At 47.7% G+C, this 21,419-nt stretch carries 19 protein-coding genes; 11 read left to right on the top strand and 8 right to left on the bottom strand.

All coding sequences use genetic code 11. The features are described from left to right. Window positions 1-57 precede the first annotated feature (57 nt). The gene (locus ACOIT5_RS06135; protein WP_423129590.1) at window positions 58-753 is read right to left on the bottom strand and encodes a hypothetical protein; all 696 of its coding nucleotides are present in this window, start codon (window positions 751-753) and stop codon (window positions 58-60) included. A gap of 349 nt (window positions 754-1,102) precedes the next feature. On the opposite strand from ACOIT5_RS06135, the gene metK reads away from it, so the two are divergent. Further along, on the top strand, window positions 1,103-2,356 hold the full coding sequence (gene metK / locus ACOIT5_RS06130; protein ID WP_423129589.1) for a methionine adenosyltransferase: 1,254 nt from the start codon (window positions 1,103-1,105) through the stop codon (window positions 2,354-2,356). 60 nt (window positions 2,357-2,416) lie between these two features. On the opposite strand, the gene ACOIT5_RS06125 is transcribed toward metK, so the two are convergent. From ACOIT5_RS06125 to mscL, 5 genes are all read right to left on the bottom strand, one after another. Next, the gene (locus tag ACOIT5_RS06125) at window positions 2,417-3,235 is read right to left on the bottom strand and encodes an aminotransferase class IV (RefSeq protein ID WP_423129588.1); all 819 of its coding nucleotides are present in this window, start codon (window positions 3,233-3,235) and stop codon (window positions 2,417-2,419) included. Window positions 3,236-3,307: 72 nt separating this feature from the next. After that, window positions 3,308-3,859, bottom strand: a complete 552-nt coding sequence (locus tag ACOIT5_RS06120) for a helix-turn-helix domain-containing protein (protein ID WP_423129587.1) — start codon at window positions 3,857-3,859, stop codon at window positions 3,308-3,310. Further along, window positions 3,856-5,079 carry an MFS transporter gene (locus ACOIT5_RS06115; protein WP_423129586.1) on the bottom strand — a complete coding sequence of 408 codons (1,224 nt, stop codon included), beginning with the start codon at window positions 5,077-5,079 and terminating at the stop codon, window positions 3,856-3,858. Before ACOIT5_RS06115 ends, ACOIT5_RS06120 begins: the two co-directional genes overlap by 4 nt. A 6-nt stretch (window positions 5,080-5,085) precedes the next feature. Next, complete coding sequence (locus ACOIT5_RS06110; RefSeq protein ID WP_423129585.1) at window positions 5,086-6,972, bottom strand: DUF4914 family protein; 1,887 nt, start codon at window positions 6,970-6,972, stop codon at window positions 5,086-5,088. Between the two features lie 308 nt (window positions 6,973-7,280). Continuing rightward, window positions 7,281-7,706, bottom strand: coding sequence for a large-conductance mechanosensitive channel protein MscL (mscL, locus tag ACOIT5_RS06105; RefSeq protein WP_423129584.1), 426 nt, complete (start codon window positions 7,704-7,706; stop codon window positions 7,281-7,283). Window positions 7,707-7,896: 190 nt separating this feature from the next. Here mscL and metG point away from each other — a divergent pair, with 190 nt between their 5' ends. Together metG and ACOIT5_RS06095 are read left to right on the top strand one after the other, a co-directional pair. Then, a complete protein-coding gene (metG, locus tag ACOIT5_RS06100) occupies window positions 7,897-9,930 on the top strand; it encodes a methionine--tRNA ligase (RefSeq protein WP_423129583.1) in 2,034 nt (677 codons plus the stop codon). A gap of 10 nt (window positions 9,931-9,940) precedes the next feature. Further along, window positions 9,941-10,396, top strand: a complete 456-nt coding sequence (locus tag ACOIT5_RS06095) for a GNAT family N-acetyltransferase (protein ID WP_423129582.1) — start codon at window positions 9,941-9,943, stop codon at window positions 10,394-10,396. Between the two features lie 262 nt (window positions 10,397-10,658). Here the strand turns inward: ACOIT5_RS06095 and ACOIT5_RS06090 are convergent, their stop codons facing one another. Both ACOIT5_RS06090 and ACOIT5_RS06085 read right to left on the bottom strand, forming a co-directional pair. Further along, window positions 10,659-11,495 (bottom strand): energy transducer TonB, encoded by an 837-nt coding sequence (locus tag ACOIT5_RS06090; RefSeq protein ID WP_423129581.1) that lies wholly within the window; start codon window positions 11,493-11,495, stop codon window positions 10,659-10,661. A 195-nt stretch (window positions 11,496-11,690) separates the two neighbouring features. Continuing rightward, the gene (locus ACOIT5_RS06085) at window positions 11,691-13,109 is read right to left on the bottom strand and encodes a sialate O-acetylesterase (protein WP_423129580.1); all 1,419 of its coding nucleotides are present in this window, start codon (window positions 13,107-13,109) and stop codon (window positions 11,691-11,693) included. Between the two features lie 287 nt (window positions 13,110-13,396). On the opposite strand from ACOIT5_RS06085, the gene ACOIT5_RS06080 reads away from it, so the two are divergent. From ACOIT5_RS06080 to ACOIT5_RS06045, 8 genes are all read left to right on the top strand, one after another. Then, entirely contained in the window at window positions 13,397-14,380 is a 984-nt protein-coding gene (locus ACOIT5_RS06080; protein ID WP_423129579.1) for a porin, read from the top strand. A 19-nt stretch (window positions 14,381-14,399) separates the two neighbouring features. Then, entirely contained in the window at window positions 14,400-15,470 is a 1,071-nt protein-coding gene (gene pstS / locus ACOIT5_RS06075) for a phosphate ABC transporter substrate-binding protein PstS (RefSeq protein ID WP_423129578.1), read from the top strand. Between the two features lie 80 nt (window positions 15,471-15,550). Further along, window positions 15,551-16,402, top strand: coding sequence for a phosphate ABC transporter permease subunit PstC (gene pstC / locus ACOIT5_RS06070; protein WP_423129577.1), 852 nt, complete (start codon window positions 15,551-15,553; stop codon window positions 16,400-16,402). 4 nt (window positions 16,403-16,406) lie between these two features. Further along, window positions 16,407-17,273 carry a phosphate ABC transporter permease PstA gene (pstA, locus tag ACOIT5_RS06065; RefSeq protein ID WP_423129576.1) on the top strand — a complete coding sequence of 289 codons (867 nt, stop codon included), beginning with the start codon at window positions 16,407-16,409 and terminating at the stop codon, window positions 17,271-17,273. A 2-nt stretch (window positions 17,274-17,275) separates the two neighbouring features. Continuing rightward, on the top strand, window positions 17,276-18,061 hold the full coding sequence (gene pstB, locus ACOIT5_RS06060) for a phosphate ABC transporter ATP-binding protein PstB (RefSeq protein ID WP_423129575.1): 786 nt from the start codon (window positions 17,276-17,278) through the stop codon (window positions 18,059-18,061). A gap of 37 nt (window positions 18,062-18,098) precedes the next feature. Then, complete coding sequence (locus tag ACOIT5_RS06055; RefSeq protein WP_423129574.1) at window positions 18,099-18,785, top strand: phosphate signaling complex PhoU family protein; 687 nt, start codon at window positions 18,099-18,101, stop codon at window positions 18,783-18,785. A 1-nt stretch (window position 18,786) separates the two neighbouring features. Then, window positions 18,787-19,467, top strand: coding sequence for a response regulator transcription factor (locus ACOIT5_RS06050; RefSeq protein ID WP_423129573.1), 681 nt, complete (start codon window positions 18,787-18,789; stop codon window positions 19,465-19,467). Between the two features lie 28 nt (window positions 19,468-19,495). Further along, entirely contained in the window at window positions 19,496-21,265 is a 1,770-nt protein-coding gene (locus ACOIT5_RS06045) for a sensor histidine kinase (RefSeq protein ID WP_423129572.1), read from the top strand. Window positions 21,266-21,419 lie beyond the last annotated feature (154 nt).

The raw sequence follows: 21,419 nt of genomic DNA, 5'->3' as shown, positions 1-21,419 counted from the left end.
CGAATATTCTCGGGATGCAGGGTGAATGATTTTAATGCTTGCCCCGGGAACAGGTTTTTACAGGTTCAACTTAAAGCCCAGCCTCCAGTACGTGGGGTCAAAATTAACCTGCCAGTCAGAAGTATCTTGTTCCCAGTCGTACAGAGAATATTCCATCCCGCCCAGCCCCAATGAAAGGCCAAACCGCTGGCCTAAAAAATAGGTCAGTTCCGGGTACAGCTTAACGCGGAAATAATCCGTTTCTGCTTCCGATCCAATGGATCTGGAGTAGTTAACTGACCCTTCTTGCAACTCATCAATGATAGTTAATTCTTCCATACCGGCATAGGTCGTTTGGTAGGACGATTTGATTTTCCCGTAACTGAATTTCATGGTTGAACCAATGAACAGCCTGTTGGCAATCGGATGGTGGTAACCCAGGTAAAGCGACGGAAGAAGGGCCTTTGATTTTATATTCATCATTTCGGCTTGAGCAAAATGGTTGAAATAAAGATGGTTGTACCGTTCTTCCTTGTCGCGTTCATAATCTGCGCCAATACCAACAGTCAGGTGGTTGGTCAGGCCATAGGCTACCGAAGGGGCAAAGCTGGTATAATTGCCATCGGTCGCGCTGTAGTTGGTGCTTACGCCGGTTGAAGAACTGGTTTTCATATAATGCCCATCCAAAAGGAAGGTGAAGCTTCCTTTTTCCATCTGCGAAAACAGGTTTGTACTGATCAGGCCCATGAAGGCAAACAGGATGATCTTTTTCATAGCTGTTGTTGGTTTAATTAGTTGATAATTTGTTAGCTTGGTTGAATCGTTATAAATAAAAAAACCGATGATAAATGTCTTGCTAATTTATCACAATGTTTTTATTTTGGAAATAAAATTGGAATTTCTTTTCAAATGTTCTGATTGTTACTGTTTTGAATCCTCGAAAAAGATGTTATTTTTGCATCGTAATTTGTGGACAGATTTGAGATTGATTGCAACCACGTAAAAAAAATGCTAAAGCAATCGCTTTGATTTTTCAATTCAATTCAATCTCCTCCACATACTTTTATTTGCTGATAATCAACAAGATTGATTGCGGTGGGTGTTTAATTTTACAAATTGAAGTATGAGCTATTTATTTACAAGTGAATCAGTTTCTGAAGGACATCCGGATAAGGTTTCGGATCAGATTTCAGATGCGTTGCTGGATGAATTTCTGGCCTTTGACCCCGAATCGAAAGTAGCTATTGAAACGCTGGTGACTACCGGACAGGTGGTGTTGGCCGGCGAAGTGAAATCGAAAACTTACGTTGATGTGCAGGAAACTGCCCGTAAGGTGATTAACGAGATTGGCTATACCAAGGCTGCTTACCGTTTCGACGGCGATTCGTGCGGGGTATTGACCGCTATTCACGAACAAAGCCCCGACATTAACCGGGGAGTTGACAAGGCGGATAAAATGGAACAGGGCGCCGGCGATCAGGGCATGATGTTCGGTTACGCCTGCCGGGAAACCGACGATTATATGCCGCTTCCGCTCGAACTTTCACACCGGATCCTGATGGAACTGGCCCGGATACGGCGCGAGGGAAACGAGATGACTTACCTGCGACCCGACTCCAAATCGCAGGTTACCATTGAATATAACGACGATAACTCGCCCAAGCGGGTAGATACCATCGTGGTTTCGACCCAGCACGATGAGTTTGACGCCGATGAGCCCATGTTGGCAAAAATTAAGGCCGATGTTATTCAAATCCTGATGCCCCGTGTCATTGCCCAACTACCTGAACGGGTGAAAGCCTTGTTTGGTCAGGATATAACTTACCATGTGAACCCAACCGGTAAATTTGTTATTGGCGGGCCTCATGGCGATACCGGGCTCACCGGACGGAAAATTATCGTGGATACTTACGGCGGCAAAGGCGCGCACGGTGGTGGCGCCTTCTCTGGGAAAGATCCGTCGAAAGTAGACCGCTCGGCAGCCTATGCCGCCCGTCATATTGCCAAAAACCTGGTAGCTGCGGGTGTGGCCGACGAAGTTTTGGTTCAACTGGCTTATGCCATTGGTGTGGCGCATCCGGTGGGTATCTTTGTAAATACTTACGGCACCGCGAAAGTAACGCTGGACGATGGCGCCATCGCACAGCAGGTGAAAGAATTGTTCGACTTACGTCCGGCGGCGATTGAAGCGCGCTTAAAACTGAGGAACCCGATTTACCGAGAAACGGCGGCTTACGGGCACATGGGGCGTACACCCCAAACAGTGGTGAAACTATTTGAATCTCCTTATTGGGGAAAAGTTGAAAAAGAAGTAGAACTTTTCACCTGGGAGAAACTGGATTATACCGAGCTGATTAAACAACGGTTTGGCTTATAATCGCTGCAACACAAATAAATCAGACCCGGCCGAAATGCCGGGTTTTTTATTCCCTGTGTTTTAGGTAAATTGTTCCTTTAATCGTTGAAATTCAGTCATAACCTTTTGGCTGATCACGCCGGGCTTTCCGTTGCCAATAACCGAGCCGTCAATCCGCGTGATCGGCAAAATGTGTTTGGTGGTGCTCGACAGGAATACTTCATCGGCCGAAAACAGCGCATCCAGGCTGAGTTCCGATTCGGTATGCGGGATTTGTTGTGCTTCCAGAATTTCAAGCGCCAAACTACGCGTAACGCCTTTCAGGATGTTTTTGCCGGGAGTGATTACGTTTCCTCCTTTTACGGCAAACAGATTTCCGCGCGAGCTTTCCTGAACGGATTTCCCGTTGTGGTAAAGGACATCCACCACTCGGCTATCGGTCAGTTCGTCCATCCAGTACTGCCCGGCAAGGTAATTGGTCGACTTGGCTTCGGGTAAAAAGCGCTGAAAATTTTTCGTAACCAGGCGAGCTCCTTCTTCATATAAGGTGGCATCGTAAAGCGGCATCTGAGTGGGGAAAATATATAAAGCAGCCTGGTAAAAACCGTTGGCAGACGGCGTGTGCGGCAGGGCAAACAACTTGATGTAAAAATGATCTGCCTGGTGATAGCCGATTAACGTATCGGTCAGCTCCGGCAAGCGTCCCTGAAATTCGGTTGTTAACTTCAGAATGGACAGGGTATTTGCAAAACGGGCAAAATGGCGATCACCGTAAAACGGTTTACGGCGAATGACTTCAAAAAATTCAAATGCTCCGTATCCGCGGTTAACAGAAAGGCTGGTCACGGGAATGCTGATCTCCGAAAGGTCCTGAAAAACACCATTGTTAAATCCTGTCATCACTTGCTTGTTTAGGAAAAGCAAGATACGAAGGATTTTCCGGCGGTAAAAGACGCTTTGCTGAAAACGGCTTCAGGCATTGGGGGGGGTAACCACCCACAGCAATTCGCCCTGTTCGTCGCCGACTAATTTTACCCGGTGTTCCAATACGGTGTTGAAGTAGAAGCTATCGCCGGGGTTCAGCGTGTAAGCCTCATCGTCCAACTGAAAAGCAAAAACGCCTTTCAACACGTGGCAAAATACCTGTCCGGCGCTGGAGGAAAAGAGCTCCGAAATACCGGATGCCGGTTTAAACCGGATCAGGTAGGTTTCCATCTGCTTAAGCGGGTCGTGGTGAGAAAGCAGGAAAAGTTCGCTCCCGGAGGCATTTTTCTTGACAAACTTCTTCTCGTCGGAAGTGATCAGCGGGTTCTGTGAAAGCATTTCATTTTCGCCAATCAAATCGCCCACTGTCGTGTGCAGGCTGTCGGCAATGTTTTTCAGTGTCACGATCGTGGGAAAAGCTTTGGCTTTTTCGATCTGCGACAACGCGCTGGCGCTGATTCCTACCCGTTTCGCCAGATCATTCAGCTGAAGGTGAAGCATTTCGCGCTTCTTTTTTATTCGTTCGCCTAAGCGTTTCATAACTCTTGTTTTAAGGTTTTATTACTGAATTCCGGAGTCGTGTATGCCGGCGCAGTTTCGGCAACAGTTAATTCTTTTTTGTTCCTCACCAATACGAGTTGCAGTCCGAATGTGCCCAGGGACAATATGCTGGCACCCAATGAAATGGAACTTGATAGACTAAAGTTCTGAAAGCGGTCGAACAACTCGCCGCCGGTAACCGGACCAAAAATTCCTGCCAAACCATAACCCAGAAAAATGAAGGGATAGATTTGCCCCAGTCTGTGAATTCCAAATTCGTGCGCCGTTTCGCGGGCAAAAAGTACAAAGTTGGCGCCGAAGCCCAATCCGGTGATCATCACCAGCAGGTAAAACATGGCGACAGGAAAACGGAAGTGTCCCAGGAGGAAGGTGGACAATCCCTGCGCTATCAAAGCGACTGACAACAAGGTAAAGGTTGAAAACCGGTCGCTGACCCAGCCCCAGGCAAGGCGTCCGCTGAAGTTTGCCAGCGAAAACAACACAATGGCAAACGACAACTGCCGGTTGGCATAAGCGCCTTCTCCGATTAATTTCAGGTTACCGATGACCATTAATCCGGCAAAAGTTCCCAGAAACATCGATAAAAACAACAGGAACAAACGTCCGGCCCGGAATTCCTGGCGGCTGGCCGGTGCTGTGGCAACCGGCGCTGCCGGTGGAAGCAATAAGGCAATTATAATCATCAGCGGGCCGTATGTCAGGCCGATACAGCGGAAAACGATTAAGACATCGGTTCCTTTCTCCAGCAGCCAGCCGGTCCAGAACGTGAGCAGGATGGAGCCGGCAGCAAACCCGCCGGACACCATGCCGGTAATCAGGCCTTTTCGGAGCGGGAACCAGCTAACCGGAACCGAAAGGGAACTCATATAACCCAGGCCGGTGCCAATACCGCTTAACAGGCCAATGCCTACGAAGATCGTTTCAAAACGGCCGGACGGGTGCGACGCCAGCGTATATCCTGCGGCAAACAGCATCCCCGCCGCGAGGATCATTCCCCTGAACCCAATTCGTTTGAGTAATTTGTCGGCCCCGACCATCGCTGTTGTGAACGAGGCAATAACCGTCCCAAAGACCCATTGTGTTTGAGCAGCCGTGAGCCCGTACCTGTGTTGTAACGGAGGTACAAACATACTCCAGGCATAAATACCCCCCAATAATATCATGACGGATACGGGCCATATCAATACCGTTCGTTTCATCGGTTCTTATCTGTCCAGCAGCGAAACATAGTCTTCCACGCTTGCATCGTTCAGGCAGGCATCGATGATCCGTTTTCCCAAAGGCGACAAGGCCGGGTTGTCGTATTTTTTCAGTTCATTCCTGAAAAACTCCATGAGGATGCGGTGTCCTGCATCGTAGCCTTCTTCGCCCACCTCGGGTTGACGGTAAACCTGTAAAAAACGCGAAGGAATTTTTGCGCCTTCAATCGTCAGGTAATTCAACTCGTAGCCCAGCAGTGACGATCTTGCAGGTTGATACTGATCGGGCCGCAACTGGGCGTCTCCCCGGCGCGTCAGGTATTCGCGCATGAGCAGCTGGGGTTTGAATCCTACTTTCCAGACGCCCACGTACTGGTTGGGGGTCAACGTGTAACGAACCCGGGGAGTGTTTGCAATCTGATCGAGTAACATGTTGGCATGATGAACCATCTGTCCGGTGGCAAACGGCCAGTAGGAACCGACACCTTCGCTTTCCATACCGCCGCTGCTTACGATACTGGGATTGGCGTGCCCGCGGGGCGAAACCAGCCGCCACAGCCAGGCCAGCGCCGGAGGCAGCAGGTGAAACAAGCCCAGGATGCCGTATGACGGCGCTTCGGCCGAGCAGGGCGGGGTACGTACCCCAAAACTGCGGACATCAACCGAAACCGGTTTATTCATCACTCCCGGAACAATGTCGCGCGGCAAAATGACCCGGGGGTTCGGGCATTTTTTCCCGGGGGTATCTTCAATATGGTCCCAGACCAGCGCGGTTGATCCCGGGGTGGTATTGATGTTCAGGAACAAAAGCGGTTTGGGCGGGTTGAGGGTAATTTTTTCCAGGAACGGGTCGTCACCGTACTGATTGATGGAATCAACACGGATAAACCAGGCATTTTCGGCATCGAGAACCCTCAGCCGGCCGTTTTTCTTTTGAATGGACGGGTGACACAGGGCCATGTCGTCGGTTACCGGGTTAAATGTGCAGAACAAGGGAATGTTGATCAGCCTTCTTTCCCCGGTTTTTGTGTTTTCACCGATCAGGATTTGCCCGTTTTGTTCGCGCACAATGTGTTGGAGCATTTCGCTTTTTCCGCCGCCGCTGGCGCCTTCGTGCATGAAAGTGGTGATGTTGTCGTAAGGGCTCACTACCTGCACGGTGCTGCAATGCGTTGTTACCCAGTTTTCTTTTTCGCCCTGGCTCAGTAAGACGCCGTATAGTCCTTTTTTTGCGCTTGGACCGGGGTAGAGGTTGTACGAAAACATCTCGTGTACCTGCTCCAGCCGGTTATGCACTACCACTTGTTTGCCGTTAAAATGGGTATGCCGGAATGGCGGGGCAACATATATGACCGATTTGACTTCGAAGCCATCCGGAAGCTCGTCAATCGGGATGATTTGCTGCAGCATGGACAGGCCCATCGCAAAGAAGGCAGCATTGGCCGGCGCAACAGCCACGCCTCCGGCGCCGATACCATCACGTCCGGCAAAGAAAAAGAACATGGCCAGGTCCTGCTTTTTTAGCCAGTCGAAGGTAGAGCTGCGTAAATCGTCAAAAGCATAGTTGTATTTGTCGGCAAAGCGTTCTTTATCCGATGGCTGATCATCGGCAATAGCCATCGTGTCGGGGTCGCGCCGCCGCATGTACGGATCGGTGTAATTGGCCGAAATGCCATTTCTCACCCGGTGTACAACCGCTTCGGAGATCACACCCATTCCTTCTGTTTCGTACGACACAACAAATTCATGATTCGCCACACCACCGGTAGCGGCTACTGCCAGCTCATCGGTGCTGTTAAAAAGGGTCATGCTTTTGCAGTTTTTCAGGATATCTTCAAGTTCCACCGGAAGGTTAATCCCTTTTTGCACACAAGTAACAACCAAATTTTCCATCTATCTGATTTTAAAATTTATTTCTCATTCTATCCCTGAAAACACTTACGATGAACTGATGTTGCAACAGATGCCTGATTGCGAACAGCGCAAATATAATTAAGCAATGATTAATAAATTAAGTGAGACTTAATTTTAACTGTTTCTTAACGAAAAAGAAACATGAGCCGGAACGGGCTCGGGGAGATGGGCTTAAACGGTGGTTGTATTTTCTGTAATGCTTCGGGGATTTCCCGTTTTGAGATGACGATGGCAGAGCAAAAGCATTCCGGTTATCAGGAATGCTTTTGCTGTTGCATGATTGGCCGCTACTTTTTCAGCAAGTCGCGGATTTCGGCCAGCAGTTCCTGGTCTTTGGTGGGCGCAGGAGGTTCAGGTGCGGGAGCCGGTTTTTCTTCTTCTTTTTTCTTCAGGCGGTTCATCGCCTTAATCATCATGAAAATGGCAAAGGCGATGATCAGAAAGTCGATGGTCGTTTGAATGAAGTTGCCGTAAAGCAGGGTTGCTCCCTTGGTCACAAGTTCGCCGGCTTCATTCAGCACATCATCGCGGAGTACGATTTTCAGATCTTTGAAATCAACGCCTCCAAGCAGTAAACCAATCGGAGGCATCAGCACGTCGTTTACAAAGGAGGCGACAATCTTTCCGAAAGCGCCGCCAATAATGATACCAACGGCCATGTCGACCACGTTTCCGCGCATCGCAAAAGCCTTAAATTCTTTCATTAAACTCATAATTTGAATTTTTGATGATGAGTGATTTAAAAAAGAATCAAGTTAAGGCAGAATCATTCAATTATCAAGAAAACAAGCGGTCGATTTTTTGCAGCTATCGCGATTTCTGAAATAGGGAAAGCATAAAAAAACAACTATCTTTGTTGCCCACAAAAAATCAAATACTGAAATCACTGAAAATCTGTATAAAATGAGCCAGTATAAACGTACGTTAATCACTTCCGCGCTTCCGTATGCCAACGGGCCGGTTCACATTGGGCATCTGGCCGGAGTTTACGTACCGGCCGATATTTACGCCCGTTACCTTCGTTTGAAGCATGAAGAGGTGCTGTTCATTGGCGGATCGGACGAGCATGGCGTTCCCATCACGCTGAAAGCCAAAAACGAAGGGATAAGCCCGCAGGATGTGGTTGACAAGTATCATCGCATCATCAAAGATTCGTTTGCCCGATTCGGCATCTCGTTCGACGTGTATTCGCGTACCAGCGGCAGGGTACACCACGAAACGGCTTCGGAGTTCTTCAAAAAATTATACGACGACGGAAAGTTTGTTGAGCAGACATCGGAACAGTATTACGATGAAGAGAATAAACAATTTCTGGCCGACCGCTACATTGTAGGAACCTGCCCCAAATGCGGCTTTGAAAAAGCTTACGGCGACCAGTGTGAAAGTTGCGGCACCTCGCTTAGCCCGACCGACCTGATCAGCCCGAAGTCGATGATTAGTGGCAACACGCCCGTGCTGAAAGAAACCAAACACTGGTATCTGCCGCTCGACGAATACGAACCCTGGTTGCGGGAATGGATACTGGAAGGGCACAAAGAATGGAAAACCAATGTGTACGGGCAATGTAAAAGCTGGATCGACAGCGGCCTGCAACCACGCGCGGTTACCCGCGACCTCGACTGGGGTGTGCCCGTGCCGGTTGACGGCGCCGACGGCAAAGTGTTGTACGTTTGGTTCGATGCGCCTATCGGTTACATCTCGGCCACGAAAGAACTGACTCCCGACTGGGAAAAATACTGGAAAGACCCTGCCTGTAAAATGGTGCATTTTATTGGTAAAGACAACATCGTTTTTCATTGTATCATTTTCCCGGCCATGCTAAAGGCTGAAGGAAGTTATATCCTGCCTGAGAATGTCCCGGCCAATGAGTTCCTCAACCTCGAAGGCGACAAAATATCCACTTCGCGCAACTGGGCGGTCTGGTTACACGAATACCTGGACGAATTTCCCGGTAAGGAAGATGTGCTGAAATATACCCTGACGGCCAATGCTCCTGAAACCAAAGACAACGATTTCACCTGGAAGGACTTCCAGACCCGGAATAACAATGAACTGGTAGCCATTTTGGGTAACTTTGTAAACCGCGCCCTGGTGCTGACCCGGAATTATTATGACGGTGAAGTGCCGGCTTTAGGAGAACTGAATGAAACCGATAAACAAAGACTGGCAGAGATCGGCAAGTTGAAAGCTGAGGTCGAAAAAAGCCTGGACAGCTACCGTTTCCGAGAAGCCCTGAAACTGGCTATGGACCTGGCCCGCCTGGGCAACAAATACCTGGCCGACGAAGAGCCTTGGAAGGTGGTAAAAACAGATCCTGCGCGGGTAAAAACGGTGATGAATGTTGCTCTTCAGATTACCGCCAACCTGACCATTATGCTCGAACCTTTTTTGCCCTTCAGCATGGAGAAGCTGCGTGGTTTTCTTAACCTCGAAAAGCTGGACTGGAGCAACCTGGGCCGCACCGACCTGCTGGCTGCCGGACACCTGACCAAGCAGCCGGAATTGCTGTTCGAAAAGATTGAAGACGCGATGATTGAAAGGCAAATCCAAAAGCTGCAGAACACGAAAAAAGCAAATGAAGCCGCCCAGGTTACAGCCAAACCGGCCAAAGAAAACTGCTCGTTCGACGATTTCATGAAAATGGACATCCGCACCGGAACGATCCTGGAAGCCGAAGCCGTACCAAAAACCAAAAAGCTGCTGAAGCTGAAAATTGATACCGGTATGGATAAACGCACCGTGGTGTCGGGAATTGCCGAATATTACCAGCCCGAAGACATCATCGGGCAACAGGTTTCTATTTTGGTGAATCTCGAACCGCGCGAATTACGCGGAATCATGTCGCAAGGAATGATTCTGATGGCTGAAGATGCCGATGGATCGCTGAAATTTGTTTCGCCGGCGGGCAAGGTAAAAAACGGGTCGGAAATAAAATAGAAAAATTGAAATGATCGAAGTACAACGGACGGACTCTGTCAACAGCGATTTTATCAAACTTGTGCAGTCGCTTGACGAGGAACTGGCGAAAATAGATGGATCTGATCATTCATTTTATGCTCAGTTTAATAAAATTGAACGGCTGAGGTATGTCGTTGTTGCTTATGAAAATGGGATCCCTTTAGGCTGTGGGGCGATAAAAGAATTCGATCATCAAACCATGGAGGTCAAACGCATGTTTACCGACCCCAAAGGCAGGCGGAAAGGAATCGCTGTACACGTATTAACAGAACTGGAAGACTGGGCCAATGAATTATCGTTTAGCCGGTGTGTCCTCGAAACCGGGAAAAAGCAACCGGAAGCAATTGCTCTTTACAAAAAGAGTGGTTATCAGGTAATTCCAAACTATGGACAGTATGCAGGTGTGGAAAACAGCGTATGTTTTGAAAAACTAATTAGAAAATAAAAACAGTCGTGCCAACTCCTGTTGGCGCGCTTCTGTAAGTTGCCGTACTGCACTTGCAGATCGGTAACTTACCCAACATATCTGAACCGCTTTGGTACGCCAAGGCGGTTTTTTATTTCAGTAATTAATATCTAAATTTGTTTAAAATCGCTGATTGTGAATGTGATGGAGTTGAGAGCGATATCATTTAAGGACAAAATTGCTGGAATCGAATCTGTTTTTTCTGCTACTCTTCAACTATCGGATTGAGCTATAGTTTTCGTCATTCAAACTTTACGCCTACTGTCATAATCACCCTTACAGGCTTTCCTCGTTGTGTACCTGGATGGCAGATTGGTAATGCATTAATCAACCTGATGGTTTCTGTGTCTAAATCGTTGTCAACACTTTTTAAAATTCTGGGTTCAACAGCAGTACCATGCTCATCGACAACAAATTCTGCATAAACAATACCTTTTACCCCATTCTCCTCAGCTCTTACCGGGTATTTTAAATTGTCTCTTTTGAACCGATCAAATGCGATACGATTTATATCTAAGACCTGCCTATTCAAATCCATGTATTTCTCGTTATTGTTACCAACAGGCTCTTCTTTCTCCCGAAGTTGTTCTGTCAAAATATCAATTGATTCCCGTTTTTTCTTTAAATCCTCATAACACCCGATGAGTGGCATATTTTCAACAATAAAAAAAGTTTCTTTGTCTTTTACCTGATATTTTCTATGTAACTCAATGCCAGAATAATTCACTGTGTCATAAGAATTATTAGCATTTTGGTAAATCCATAAGCTATCCAGGTTCCCATTTTTATAAAATCCTTTTGACTTGTATGAATCCGGAGATGAGTCATAATATATTGACAATCCATTCTCAATATATGGTTCCCATGATTCTAATTCTGTTTCCTGCACTGTCTGACCGTTTTCAAGAAGTGTTTTCGTCATTAGAATTTTTTCTTTATACGTAATTAATTGTCTTGAATATTTGGCCTTTGTAATTTTTTCCGTTTTTTTCCCATTGGACTGATAATAAAAGGTCAGTGTATCTTGGCCAAAAATTATTACAGAAGAGGTCATGAAAAGAATGAATACAATAATCATTCTCACCCAGGATTTTGTATTTTGCAGAGTATCTTCCATTATTACACAGCTCATTAATTTATTTCTATGATCAATAAACTACTTCCAAGAGCTCAGCCCAACCAGAAGTTAGCCGATCTCCAAAAGTACTTAAGAAACCTGCTTTCACCTTAACCTGGAAAGCAGGTTTCTTATTATTTCTGTTAAAATTTCTTCTTAATTCCAATCATCCGTACGGAACGACGAGGCGGGAAGTCCTTCGGTATTAAACAACTCGCCCACCACAAAATCTTTAAACGCGTAGCGCACGGCAACCGGTTTCTGCACCCGCTCCGAGATCAGGGTGATTCCTTCGCCGGTAATAAAGGCACGGGCCGGAAAAAATTGCTTGTTTTCTCCGGCTACTTCAAAGTTGACCAATTCTTTGCCGAATGTGGTCAGCCCGTTACGGGCGTGGTCGAAAGTTAGTTTCACCAGGCTGCCGTCAATCGTCATCCCGTTAAGTACCGGTCCTGAATATTCGATGCCTTTTTTGCCGTAGGTGTTAGCCAGCGCGAGGTAAGCCAGTCGTTGCCCGGCGGCTTTTTTGTCGGCAGGATGGATGTTGTCTTTTTCGCCGCAGTCCATCAAACTGGCCATACCCATGTTGGGAATGGCTGTTGAGGCTTTCAGCTGGGCTTCGCGCAGGTAGGCCGAGTTCAATCCGGTTTTCCCGTAGTCGAAGGGGGCAATTTGCACATAATAAAACGGGAATTCGCCGATTCCCCATTCTGCGCGCCAGTTCTCCACCAAGCCGGCCATCAGTTTCTCGTATTGTGCCGGTTCGTTCCGGTTCGACTCGCCCTGGTACCACAATCCGCCGCGAATGCCGTAGCCAACCATCGGAGCAATCATGGCATTAAACAACACGGTAGGCGTTTGCTGCGAAAAGTCGCCCTGCTGTTGTTTGTCGGGCAGGCTCACCCAATCATAGTTACCAAAGCCGTTTTCGCTCATCCAGGGTTCAATGCGGGTGCCTCCCCAGCTCGAACAGATGAGGCCTACCGGTACGCCCAGCGCTTCCTGCACCATTTTCCCGAAAAAATAAGCGGTAGCGCTAAATTCGGCCACATTTCCGGGTTCGCAGGTCAACCATTCGCCCGTAAAATCAGTTTGACGTTCAAGGTTTTTAACCCGTTCGACGGTAAATAACCTGATGGACGGATTGGCTGAAGTGGCAATGGCTTCGTTGGCTCCCAGGACCGGCTGGTTCCGGTAACCTTTCATTTGCATCTGCATGTTCGATTGTCCCGAGCAAACCCAGACTTCGCCGATTAAAACATCTTTCAAGGTCAGCGATTGCCCGTCGGAGATGTTGATTGTGAACGGACCTCCGGCAGCAGGGGTTTTTACCTTTACTTTCCAGTTTCCCTGCGAATCAGCCTGGGCGGAATAGGTTTTTTTATCCCACGAAGTCTGCACTTTTACCGTTTTGCCCGGATCGGCTTTTCCCCAAAGGGCGGCATCGCTTTGCTGTTGCAACACCATGTGGTCGCCAAAAATGGCCGGTAATTTCACTTCGGCTTTTAAAACCCCGGTCATTACAAACAGGATGATCACGAGTAATCCCGAAAATGTCAAGTTTTTCTTAATCATGATTTGTTAGCTTTGAGTTGTTGTTGTATATTTTCTACGAAACGAGCATAGAATTCATTGATCCCGAAAGATAGAGAATATTTGAAAAAACAGCATGTAATCATTTTGAAATATTTGTAATGTATTGAAATAGAGTTGAAAAACCTGATTTGACTGGAGTAGTTTTAATGAATAATCAACAATTTAATCGAATTGTAATCTTTTATTAATGGCGTTGTAACGATTTCAGTATTCATTTGCAGGGAATTTCAGTCACATGAAATGAACGTATTTACCATCTTAAGTATATGAAACGCATTAGTGTATTGATATGGGCCGTGTTATGCGCGGCCGTTTTGGGCAGGGCCCAGACAACCGACGAGTTTAAACCGGCTGGAAAACCATTTATGAGAATTTTCAGTAATTACCACACCACCGTTTCAGACGGCGAATCGGCTTCGGCTTTCGAAATACGCAGGGTTTACCTGGGTTATGAGTATGCTTTCAGCAAAAACCTGTCGATGAAAGCCAACCTGGATATCGGCGACCCGGGTGTCGGCAAGTTTGAATTAACGGCCTATGTTAAAAATGCCTATGTAAGCTACCAATTGGAAAAATTGACCGTGAATTTTGGGATGATCCCCACCACGCAATTAAAACTGGTGGAAGATTACTGGGGCTACCGCTATTTGTACCGGTCATTTCAGGACGCTTACAAGATGTATGAAACTGCTGATATGGGTGCCAGTGTTGCGTACGCGTTTAACGACTTTATTTCCGCCGATTTCATTATCACCAATGGCGAAGGGTATAAAAAAATGCAGGCCGACAGCGCGTTCCGGACAGGAATCGGGATCACGGTTCTTCCGGTAAAAAACCTGACAGCCCGCGCTTTATACGATTTTAGTTCGAAAACACACACTCAATCCACCGTGGCAACCTTTATCGGCTATACGAACGATCAGTTCTCGGTTGGGGCCGAATACAACAAACAGCATAACCACAGTTTTAACGAGGATCAGGATCTGTATGGAACCTCTTTTTACGGTACGGTGAAGGCTTCGGGGAATGTGAAATTTTTTGGTCGTTACGATAAACTGAGTTCCAATACCCTGACCGGTGAAACTGAAAAATGGAACCTTTCCAAAAACGGCGAGCTGTTTATTGCCGGTGTTGAATATGCACCTGTGAAAGGGGTGAAAATAGCGCCCAACTTTCAGGGATGGAGCCCGGCTGCCGACAGCCAGCATTTCACGTCTACCTTCATATTAAATTGTGAGTTTAAATTTTAATCAAAAAAAATAAATCGTCATGAGAATCATTTTATCCCTTGTTTTGGCTGTCGTTATATTCAGCGCCTGCCGGAATTCATCCAAAAAAGCCGACCAGGACGGAAGTTCCGGTAAAGTGAGTATTACTGCTGCCGGAGCCACGTTCCCCTTACCTTATTATAACCTGATTTTCAAAAATTACACAACCGAAACCAACATACCGGTTACCTACGGCGGGGTTGGCTCGGGCGGCGGTATCCGCAGTTTAAAAGACAAGGTGGTTGATTTTGGCGCTACCGACGGCTACCTGGAAGACAGCGACCTGGCCGAAATGCCGGGTGAAGTTGTTCATATTCCCACCTGCCTGGGGGCCGTAGTGATGGCCTACAACCTGCCCGGCATCGACGGGTTGAAATTGTCGAACAACTTACTGGAGAAGATTTTCATGGGTGAAATTACCAAATGGAACGATCTGCTGATCCGGGAAAACAATCCGGGAGTCAGTTTGCCGGATATGAATATTCTGGTTGTTGTACGTTCCGACGGAAGCGGTACTACCCAGATTTTCAGCGACTTCATGAGTAAAATATCTCAAAAGTGGGCCGATCAGGTGGGCTCAGGCAAGGCCTTGAACTGGCCGGTTGGCATGGGCGCTAAAGGAAACCCGGGCGTGGCAGGCACAATCAGCCAGACCCATGGAGCGATCGGATATATCGGTTCTGAATTTGCTTTTGCACAAAAAATACAGACGGCAAAAGTGGAAAATAGCAGCGGGGCTTATGTTTTGCCCACCATTACCAGTATCAGCGCCGCCGCGAAAGCTGAAATTCCCGACGATACCCGCATTATGCTGACCAATTCAGCCGATCCGGATTCGTATCCGATCAGCGGTTTTACCTGGCTTATTCTCTACAAAGAACAGGCTTATGGCAAGCGGACTGAAGCCCAGGCCCGCGAAACCGTGAAATTACTGGATTGGGTGGTGAGCGAAAAAGCGCAAGCCGAAGCCGAAAAAGTCCATTACGCGCCCCTGCCCGAGGCCGCGGTGGCAAAAGCCAAAGCCATTCTGCGGACGATCACTTACAACGGGAAACCGCTCATCCAACCATAAGCTGATGGCATGAATGATTCGCCGGAAAACCCGAAGTGCCCGGCGAGCAAAGCAAACGATAAAACACTTACACCCAATTCATGAACAGCGATAAAATCACCAAAGCCGTTTTACTGTCCGTTTCCGTATTGATCGTGCTGCTGGCTGCCGGCATGGTGTATTCGCTCGCGGGAGGTTCAATCCCCGCCTTTAAAACATTTGGCCTGAAATTTATGGTTTCGGGCGACTGGGACCCGACCAGCGGGAGAGAGTCGTACGGCGCCTTACCGTTTATTGCCGGAACCCTGATGACCTCCCTGGCCGCCCTGTTGATCTGCCTGCCGCTTTCGTTTTCCACCTCCCTGTTTTTAGGGGAATATTTCAGAGGAACGCGGGTGGCCCGCGTACTTAGCCTGTTGGTCGATCTGCTGGCGGGTATTCCTTCGATTGTTTACGGGTTGTGGGGTTTTTATGTGCTCCGCCCGCTGCTCGTGAGCATGGGCTTCGACAGTCAGGGTTTCGGGATTTTTACGGCCAGCCTGATTTTGGCGGTGATGATTATCCCTTATGCCACTTCGCTCAGTAACGAGATTATCGCAATGGTGCCCAACGACTTGAAAGAAGCGGCCTACTCGCTCGGGGCCACGCGGCTGGAGGTGATTCAGACCGTGACGATCCCCAACGCCCGCTCGGGTATTATTGCCGGTTATATCCTGGCTTTCGGGCGGGCTCTGGGCGAAACGATGGCCGTGACCATGCTGATCGGGAACACCAACAAAGTGCCCGATGGTTTTTTTACCACCGGCAATACGATGGCCAGCGTGATTGCCAACCAGTTTGGCGAGGCCGACGGGCTAAAACTCAGTTCGCTGATTGCCATTGGTCTGCTGCTCTTTTTGATTACCGGCGTGGTGAATGCAGTGGGTAAACTGATCATTAAAAAATTGACTTAGAATCATGAATACAGACCGTTCGTCCTACAGGATGCAGAAAGACAGGCTCGTTTTGGCGATGGTCATTCTCTTTTCAATCATAACAATTTCGCCGATTGTCCTGATCATTTCCAAACTGATCATGAAGGGTTACCGGCAAATCAGCCTGAATTTTCTGATTGAAAACACGCCGGATACCTTCGCCGCCATGACCGCTGTTGCCAATGGCGAAAGAATTCCCGGCGGAATTGCCAACGGGATTACCGGAACGCTGATCATGATTGTGCTGGCCTCGTTGATTGCTATTCCGGTAGGTGTGTTAACCGGAATTTATTTGTACGAAAACCAGGGCAAACTGATGGCCAACCTGACCCGGAACATCGCCGATATTCTCCAGGGTGTTCCCTCCATCGTGCTGGGATTGATTTCTTATCTCTGGGTGGTGAAGCATATTACAATGGGCTTTTCGGCTTTGGCCGGCAGTGTTTCCCTGGCCATCATGATGTTGCCCATGATCGTCCGTTCGACCGAAGAAACCCTGAAGATGATCCCGGATACCCTGAAAGAAGCGGCCCTGGCACTGGGAACGCCGTACTATAAAGTGATTTTGAGGGTGTTAATCCCAACCGGACTGAGCGGCCTGCTTACCGGAATTCTGCTTGGCATCTCAAGGATCATGGGCGAAACGGCCCCCCTGATGCTCACCGCCCTGGGCAGTACAACAATCAACCTGGATATCAGCAAACCAACCAGCGCTGTCCCCTTGTTGATCTGGGAGTTTTACAACGACCCAAATATGATTGACCTGATCTGGAGTTCCTCTCTGTTACTGATGGGCATCGTTCTGACGCTGAATATCATTGCCAAACAGTTTGCAGCCAAACGAAGATAAACATGAACACGATAAGTACCATAGCAGAAGTTAAAAACCCGGCCTTGTCCGTAAGAAACCTTTCGGTTGCCTACGACAAAAATGTGGCGGTGAAAAACGTCACGGTGGATATCCGGAAAAATACGGTCACGGCTATTATGGGGCCCTCGGGTTGCGGTAAAAGCACCCTGCTCCGCGCCCTGAACCGCATGCACGAATTGTACGAGAATATTAGCACAACCGGACAGGTATTGATGCACGACCGGAATATTTACGATATGCCTGCCATCAAGCTGAGGAGGCAAATGGGCATGGTTTTTCAACGGCCCAACCCCTTTCCGACCATGAGCATCTACGACAATGTGATTGCCGGGTATAAGCTGAACGGGATCAGCTTGAAAAAGAGCGAGAAAGACCAGGTGGTCGAACGCTCGTTAACCGATGTGGCCCTGTGGGACGAGGTGAAAGATTCGCTTCACAAAAAGGGAACCTTTCTCTCGGGCGGGCAGCAGCAACGGCTTTGCATTGCGCGGGCGCTGGCTTTTGGCCCCGAAATCATCCTGATGGACGAGCCGACCTCGGCCCTCGACCCCATCGCCACTTCGAAGATTGAAGACTTGCTGGTCACCCTGAAGGAGCATTATACCATCATCCTGGTGACACACAACATGTCACAGGCGGCCAGGATTTCAGATTACTCATTATTTATGTATCTTGGAGAGTTGGTTGAATACGGTAAAACAAAAAACATGTTCACCAACCCCAAAGATCCCAGGACCGAACAATATCTTACCGGTAAGTTTGGTTAAGGTGTACCTGATGGCTTTAAATTAAAAAGAACGGATTATGAGCATAAAAAAAGACGACGCGATACAGGAAATCCTGGATGAATTCGAAAAACTGACCAACACGGTGTTCGAACAGGTGGATTACATGGAACACTTCGTTACTTCACGCGAGCTGACGATCCCCGATGAGGTGTTGTCCTTCATTAAAAAGAATGAAAAAGAGATTGACCGGATGGAGGTGAAACTGAGCGATAAAATTGTGAATGTCATTGTTTTGCATAAGCCGGTCGCTTCCGATTTGAGACGTATCTTTGCCTGCTACCGTATTTTGCTTAACCTGGAGCGGATTGGCGACCTGGTGATCAATATTACCGAGTTTCTTCAGAAAATTAAAACGCCCGAGATTTATTACAGTTTTCATGAAGTGTTGACCAATACAGCCATGCTCAGCGCCAAAATGGTCAGGAAAGCGGTGCTGTCATTCACCAACGACGATCGGGAACTGGCGATCTGGACCATTAAGAACGATACGATTATGGACGAGATCAATAACAAAATGCTGAAAAAACTGGTTAATAAAGGCGATTCGGCCGAAAAGAACAAACATTTGCTGACCAGCATTATCACGATCAAAGAAATGATGTCGAACCTGGAGCGAATTGGCGATTATGCCACGAACATCGCCGAGGCGGCAATTTATTCAATCGACGGAAAAGATATCAGACACCATAAACTCGAAGAGTAAGATGGACTTTATACCACGGATATTAGTCGTTGACGACGAACAGGACCTACGCGAAATCCTGCAGTTTAACCTGGCCAGCGAAGGTTTTGAAATTGATGTGGCCGGCTCGGCCGAAGAGGCGCTTACCAAACCGCTGGAGAGTTATCACCTCATTTTGCTGGATGTGATGATGGGCGGGATGTCGGGCTACAAAATGGCCGATATTGTTCGCAAAGAACGGGAGCTGGATGTCCCGATTATCTTTCTGACGGCCAAAGATTCGGAGAACGACCTGCTTACCGGCTTTAATGTCGGAGGCGACGATTACATCGTCAAGCCATTTTCCATTAAAGAAGTAACTGTACGGATCCGCGCCGTGCTCAAACGGGGAATGCCGGTTTCAAAGCCTTCTGCGATTATCCAAAGCAACGGGCTCAAAATTGATCATAGCCGGAAACTGGTGACCATTGATGATGCACCGGTAAACCTGACCCGGAAAGAATATGAGATTCTCGTTTTGTTAATGAAAAACCAGGGACGGTTTATTAGTCGCCAGGAGATTCTCGACCGCGTATGGAGCAACGATGTGATTGTGACCGAGCGGAATGTGGATGTAAACATTGCCCGCCTGCGAAAGAAAATAGGCGATTACGGCAGCGCTGTCATCGGCAGGTCGGGTTACGGCTATTGTTTTGAAAAATAGAGTAGTAAACACCTAAAAAATCAATCCCGTGTTAAAGCGAAAAACCTACCAGCAGCGAATTTTTATTTACTTCTTCACCGCCTTTACCTTTTTCACCATCCTGATCCTGATCTTTCAGTACAACCGTGAAAAAAGATACCGCACGGTCCAGCTGGAAAACACACTGGAAAATATCATTGAAATCACCCACCGGTTTATTGATCACCATCAGCTGGGAAAAACGGGCAATTTTCAGCAGGTAGACTCGATCCGTTACCTGATCCCGGAGGCGAATACCCGGATCACCGTGATTGATAAAAAGGGACTGGTGGTATACGACAACTTTGTAGCCGATCTTGCCGAACTGGAAAATCACCTGTTTCGTCCTGAAATCCAAAAAGCTTTTTATTCGGGCAAAGGCGGCAACATTCGCCATTCAGCCTCTACCGGGCAGGACTTTTATTATTATGCCCGTTATTTTGATGATTATTTCGTTCGCTGCGCCGTGGTTTATGATATTGAAATCAGGAATTTTCTGAAAACCGAACGGCTCTTTATCTTTTTCATGATCGCTCTGTTCCTGATCATGTGGCTCATGCTGCACCTGGTGACGCGCCGGCTGGGAGAATTTATCACCAAACTTCGCGATTTTGCTGTCAGGGCAGGCAAAGAAGAAGATATCGATCCCAACCTCAGTTTTCCCGATTCGGAGTTTGGCGATATCCGCCGCCAGATTGTTCATATTTACGACCGGCTGAAACATGCCAAAGACGATCTGACGGCAGAGAAAGAACGTTTGCTGAACCACCTGTATGCCCTGAATGAAGGCATTGCCTTTTTCTCGGCCAAAAAAGAAAAAATCCTGGCCAACAGCCATTTCATTCAATACATTAACCTGATTTCGGAGCATTCGACCATTTCGGCCGATGCCTTGTTTGAAATAGAGGAGTTTAAACCCCTCATCGCGAAAATTGACAAATACCTGAAGCCGGATGTGATCATCAGCCAGAAAAACCTGCCGCATGTGCAAATCATCATCGATAAGAATGAAATGTATTTTAAGGTGCAGGGAATTGTTTTTGCCGATAAAAGTTTTGAAGTGCTGATTGAAGATGTGACCCGCCCCGAAAAGCGGCGCCTGCTGAAACAGCAGCTGACTTCGAACATCGCGCACGAATTGAAAACACCGCTTTCTTCGATAAAAGGTTACCTCGAAACCATTCTGAATAACAAGAACCTGCCCGCTGAGAAACTGAATTATTTCATTGAACGGGCATTTCTGCAAAGTGAACGGCTAAATGACCTGCTTAATGATATCTCGCTTTTAAATAACATTGAAGACGCCGGCGACCTGTTCGAGTTTAAACGCCATAAACTGCGCCCGTTGGTGAAAGATGTGATTGAAAATCTCGAATCACGCTTAAACGGGAAGCATATTCTCGTTCAGCTTTCCATCGACGAAAAGGTGAGTGTTTACGGGAACGACAGCCTCCTGTCGTCTATTTTCCAAAACTTTGTGGAGAATACCATCAACTATGCCGGCGAGAACGTTTCCGTTTATATCCGTCAATACCTCGAAGACGAAAAGTTTTACTATTTCAGTTATTCCGATAGCGGGAAAGGCATTCCTGAAGAGCATCTGCCCCGCATCTTCGAACGCTTCTACCGTATCGATGAAGGCCGTACCCGCGACAGCGGCGGTACCGGGCTGGGATTATCGATTGTAAAAAATGCCGTTCACCTGCACAAAGGCGAAATCTCGGTCAGAAACCGGGCAGGGGGCGGCCTCGAGTTTCTATTCTCGCTGGCCAAGGAATAGCCTGGCGCAATCATTTTTTAACAGCGCAGGAGTAAAATTCCCGGACCCGCTACAGGCCCGGGAACTTTTTTTATATCAATCAGATACGCCCGTTTTACCGATTATTGGAATAATTGTTTTGTTACAGCAATGTAACACAAGCGTAAATGAAGTT

It is taken from the genome of Gaoshiqia hydrogeniformans, assembly GCF_049347105.1.
Classification (GTDB): Bacteria; Bacteroidota; Bacteroidia; order Bacteroidales; family Prolixibacteraceae; genus Gaoshiqia; species Gaoshiqia hydrogeniformans.
This window is presented reverse-complemented; position numbering and strand designations above follow the sequence as displayed.

Excerpts from the sequence above, each read along its gene's own strand:
- ACOIT5_RS06055 (WP_423129574.1), top strand. The coding sequence starts at position 18,099 with ATGAGCATAAAAAAAGACGACGCGATACAGGAAATCCTGGATGAATTC.
- pstS (WP_423129578.1), top strand. The coding sequence starts at position 14,400 with ATGAGAATCATTTTATCCCTTGTTTTGGCTGTCGTTATATTCAGCGCC.
- pstB (WP_423129575.1), top strand. The coding sequence starts at position 17,276 with ATGAACACGATAAGTACCATAGCAGAAGTTAAAAACCCGGCCTTGTCC.
- ACOIT5_RS06090 (WP_423129581.1), bottom strand. The coding sequence starts at position 11,495 with ATGATTATTGTATTCATTCTTTTCATGACCTCTTCTGTAATAATTTTT.
- ACOIT5_RS06080 (WP_423129579.1), top strand. The coding sequence starts at position 13,397 with ATGAAACGCATTAGTGTATTGATATGGGCCGTGTTATGCGCGGCCGTT.
- pstA (WP_423129576.1), top strand. The coding sequence starts at position 16,407 with ATGAATACAGACCGTTCGTCCTACAGGATGCAGAAAGACAGGCTCGTT.
- ACOIT5_RS06125 (WP_423129588.1), bottom strand. The coding sequence starts at position 3,235 with ATGACAGGATTTAACAATGGTGTTTTTCAGGACCTTTCGGAGATCAGC.
- ACOIT5_RS06110 (WP_423129585.1), bottom strand. The coding sequence starts at position 6,972 with ATGGAAAATTTGGTTGTTACTTGTGTGCAAAAAGGGATTAACCTTCCG.
- ACOIT5_RS06085 (WP_423129580.1), bottom strand. The coding sequence starts at position 13,109 with ATGATTAAGAAAAACTTGACATTTTCGGGATTACTCGTGATCATCCTG.
- metK (WP_423129589.1), top strand. The coding sequence starts at position 1,103 with ATGAGCTATTTATTTACAAGTGAATCAGTTTCTGAAGGACATCCGGAT.
- ACOIT5_RS06120 (WP_423129587.1), bottom strand. The coding sequence starts at position 3,859 with ATGAAACGCTTAGGCGAACGAATAAAAAAGAAGCGCGAAATGCTTCAC.
- ACOIT5_RS06050 (WP_423129573.1), top strand. The coding sequence starts at position 18,787 with ATGGACTTTATACCACGGATATTAGTCGTTGACGACGAACAGGACCTA.
- mscL (WP_423129584.1), bottom strand. The coding sequence starts at position 7,706 with ATGAGTTTAATGAAAGAATTTAAGGCTTTTGCGATGCGCGGAAACGTG.
- pstC (WP_423129577.1), top strand. The coding sequence starts at position 15,551 with ATGAACAGCGATAAAATCACCAAAGCCGTTTTACTGTCCGTTTCCGTA.
- ACOIT5_RS06135 (WP_423129590.1), bottom strand. The coding sequence starts at position 753 with ATGAAAAAGATCATCCTGTTTGCCTTCATGGGCCTGATCAGTACAAAC.
- ACOIT5_RS06115 (WP_423129586.1), bottom strand. The coding sequence starts at position 5,079 with ATGAAACGAACGGTATTGATATGGCCCGTATCCGTCATGATATTATTG.
- metG (WP_423129583.1), top strand. The coding sequence starts at position 7,897 with ATGAGCCAGTATAAACGTACGTTAATCACTTCCGCGCTTCCGTATGCC.
- ACOIT5_RS06095 (WP_423129582.1), top strand. The coding sequence starts at position 9,941 with ATGATCGAAGTACAACGGACGGACTCTGTCAACAGCGATTTTATCAAA.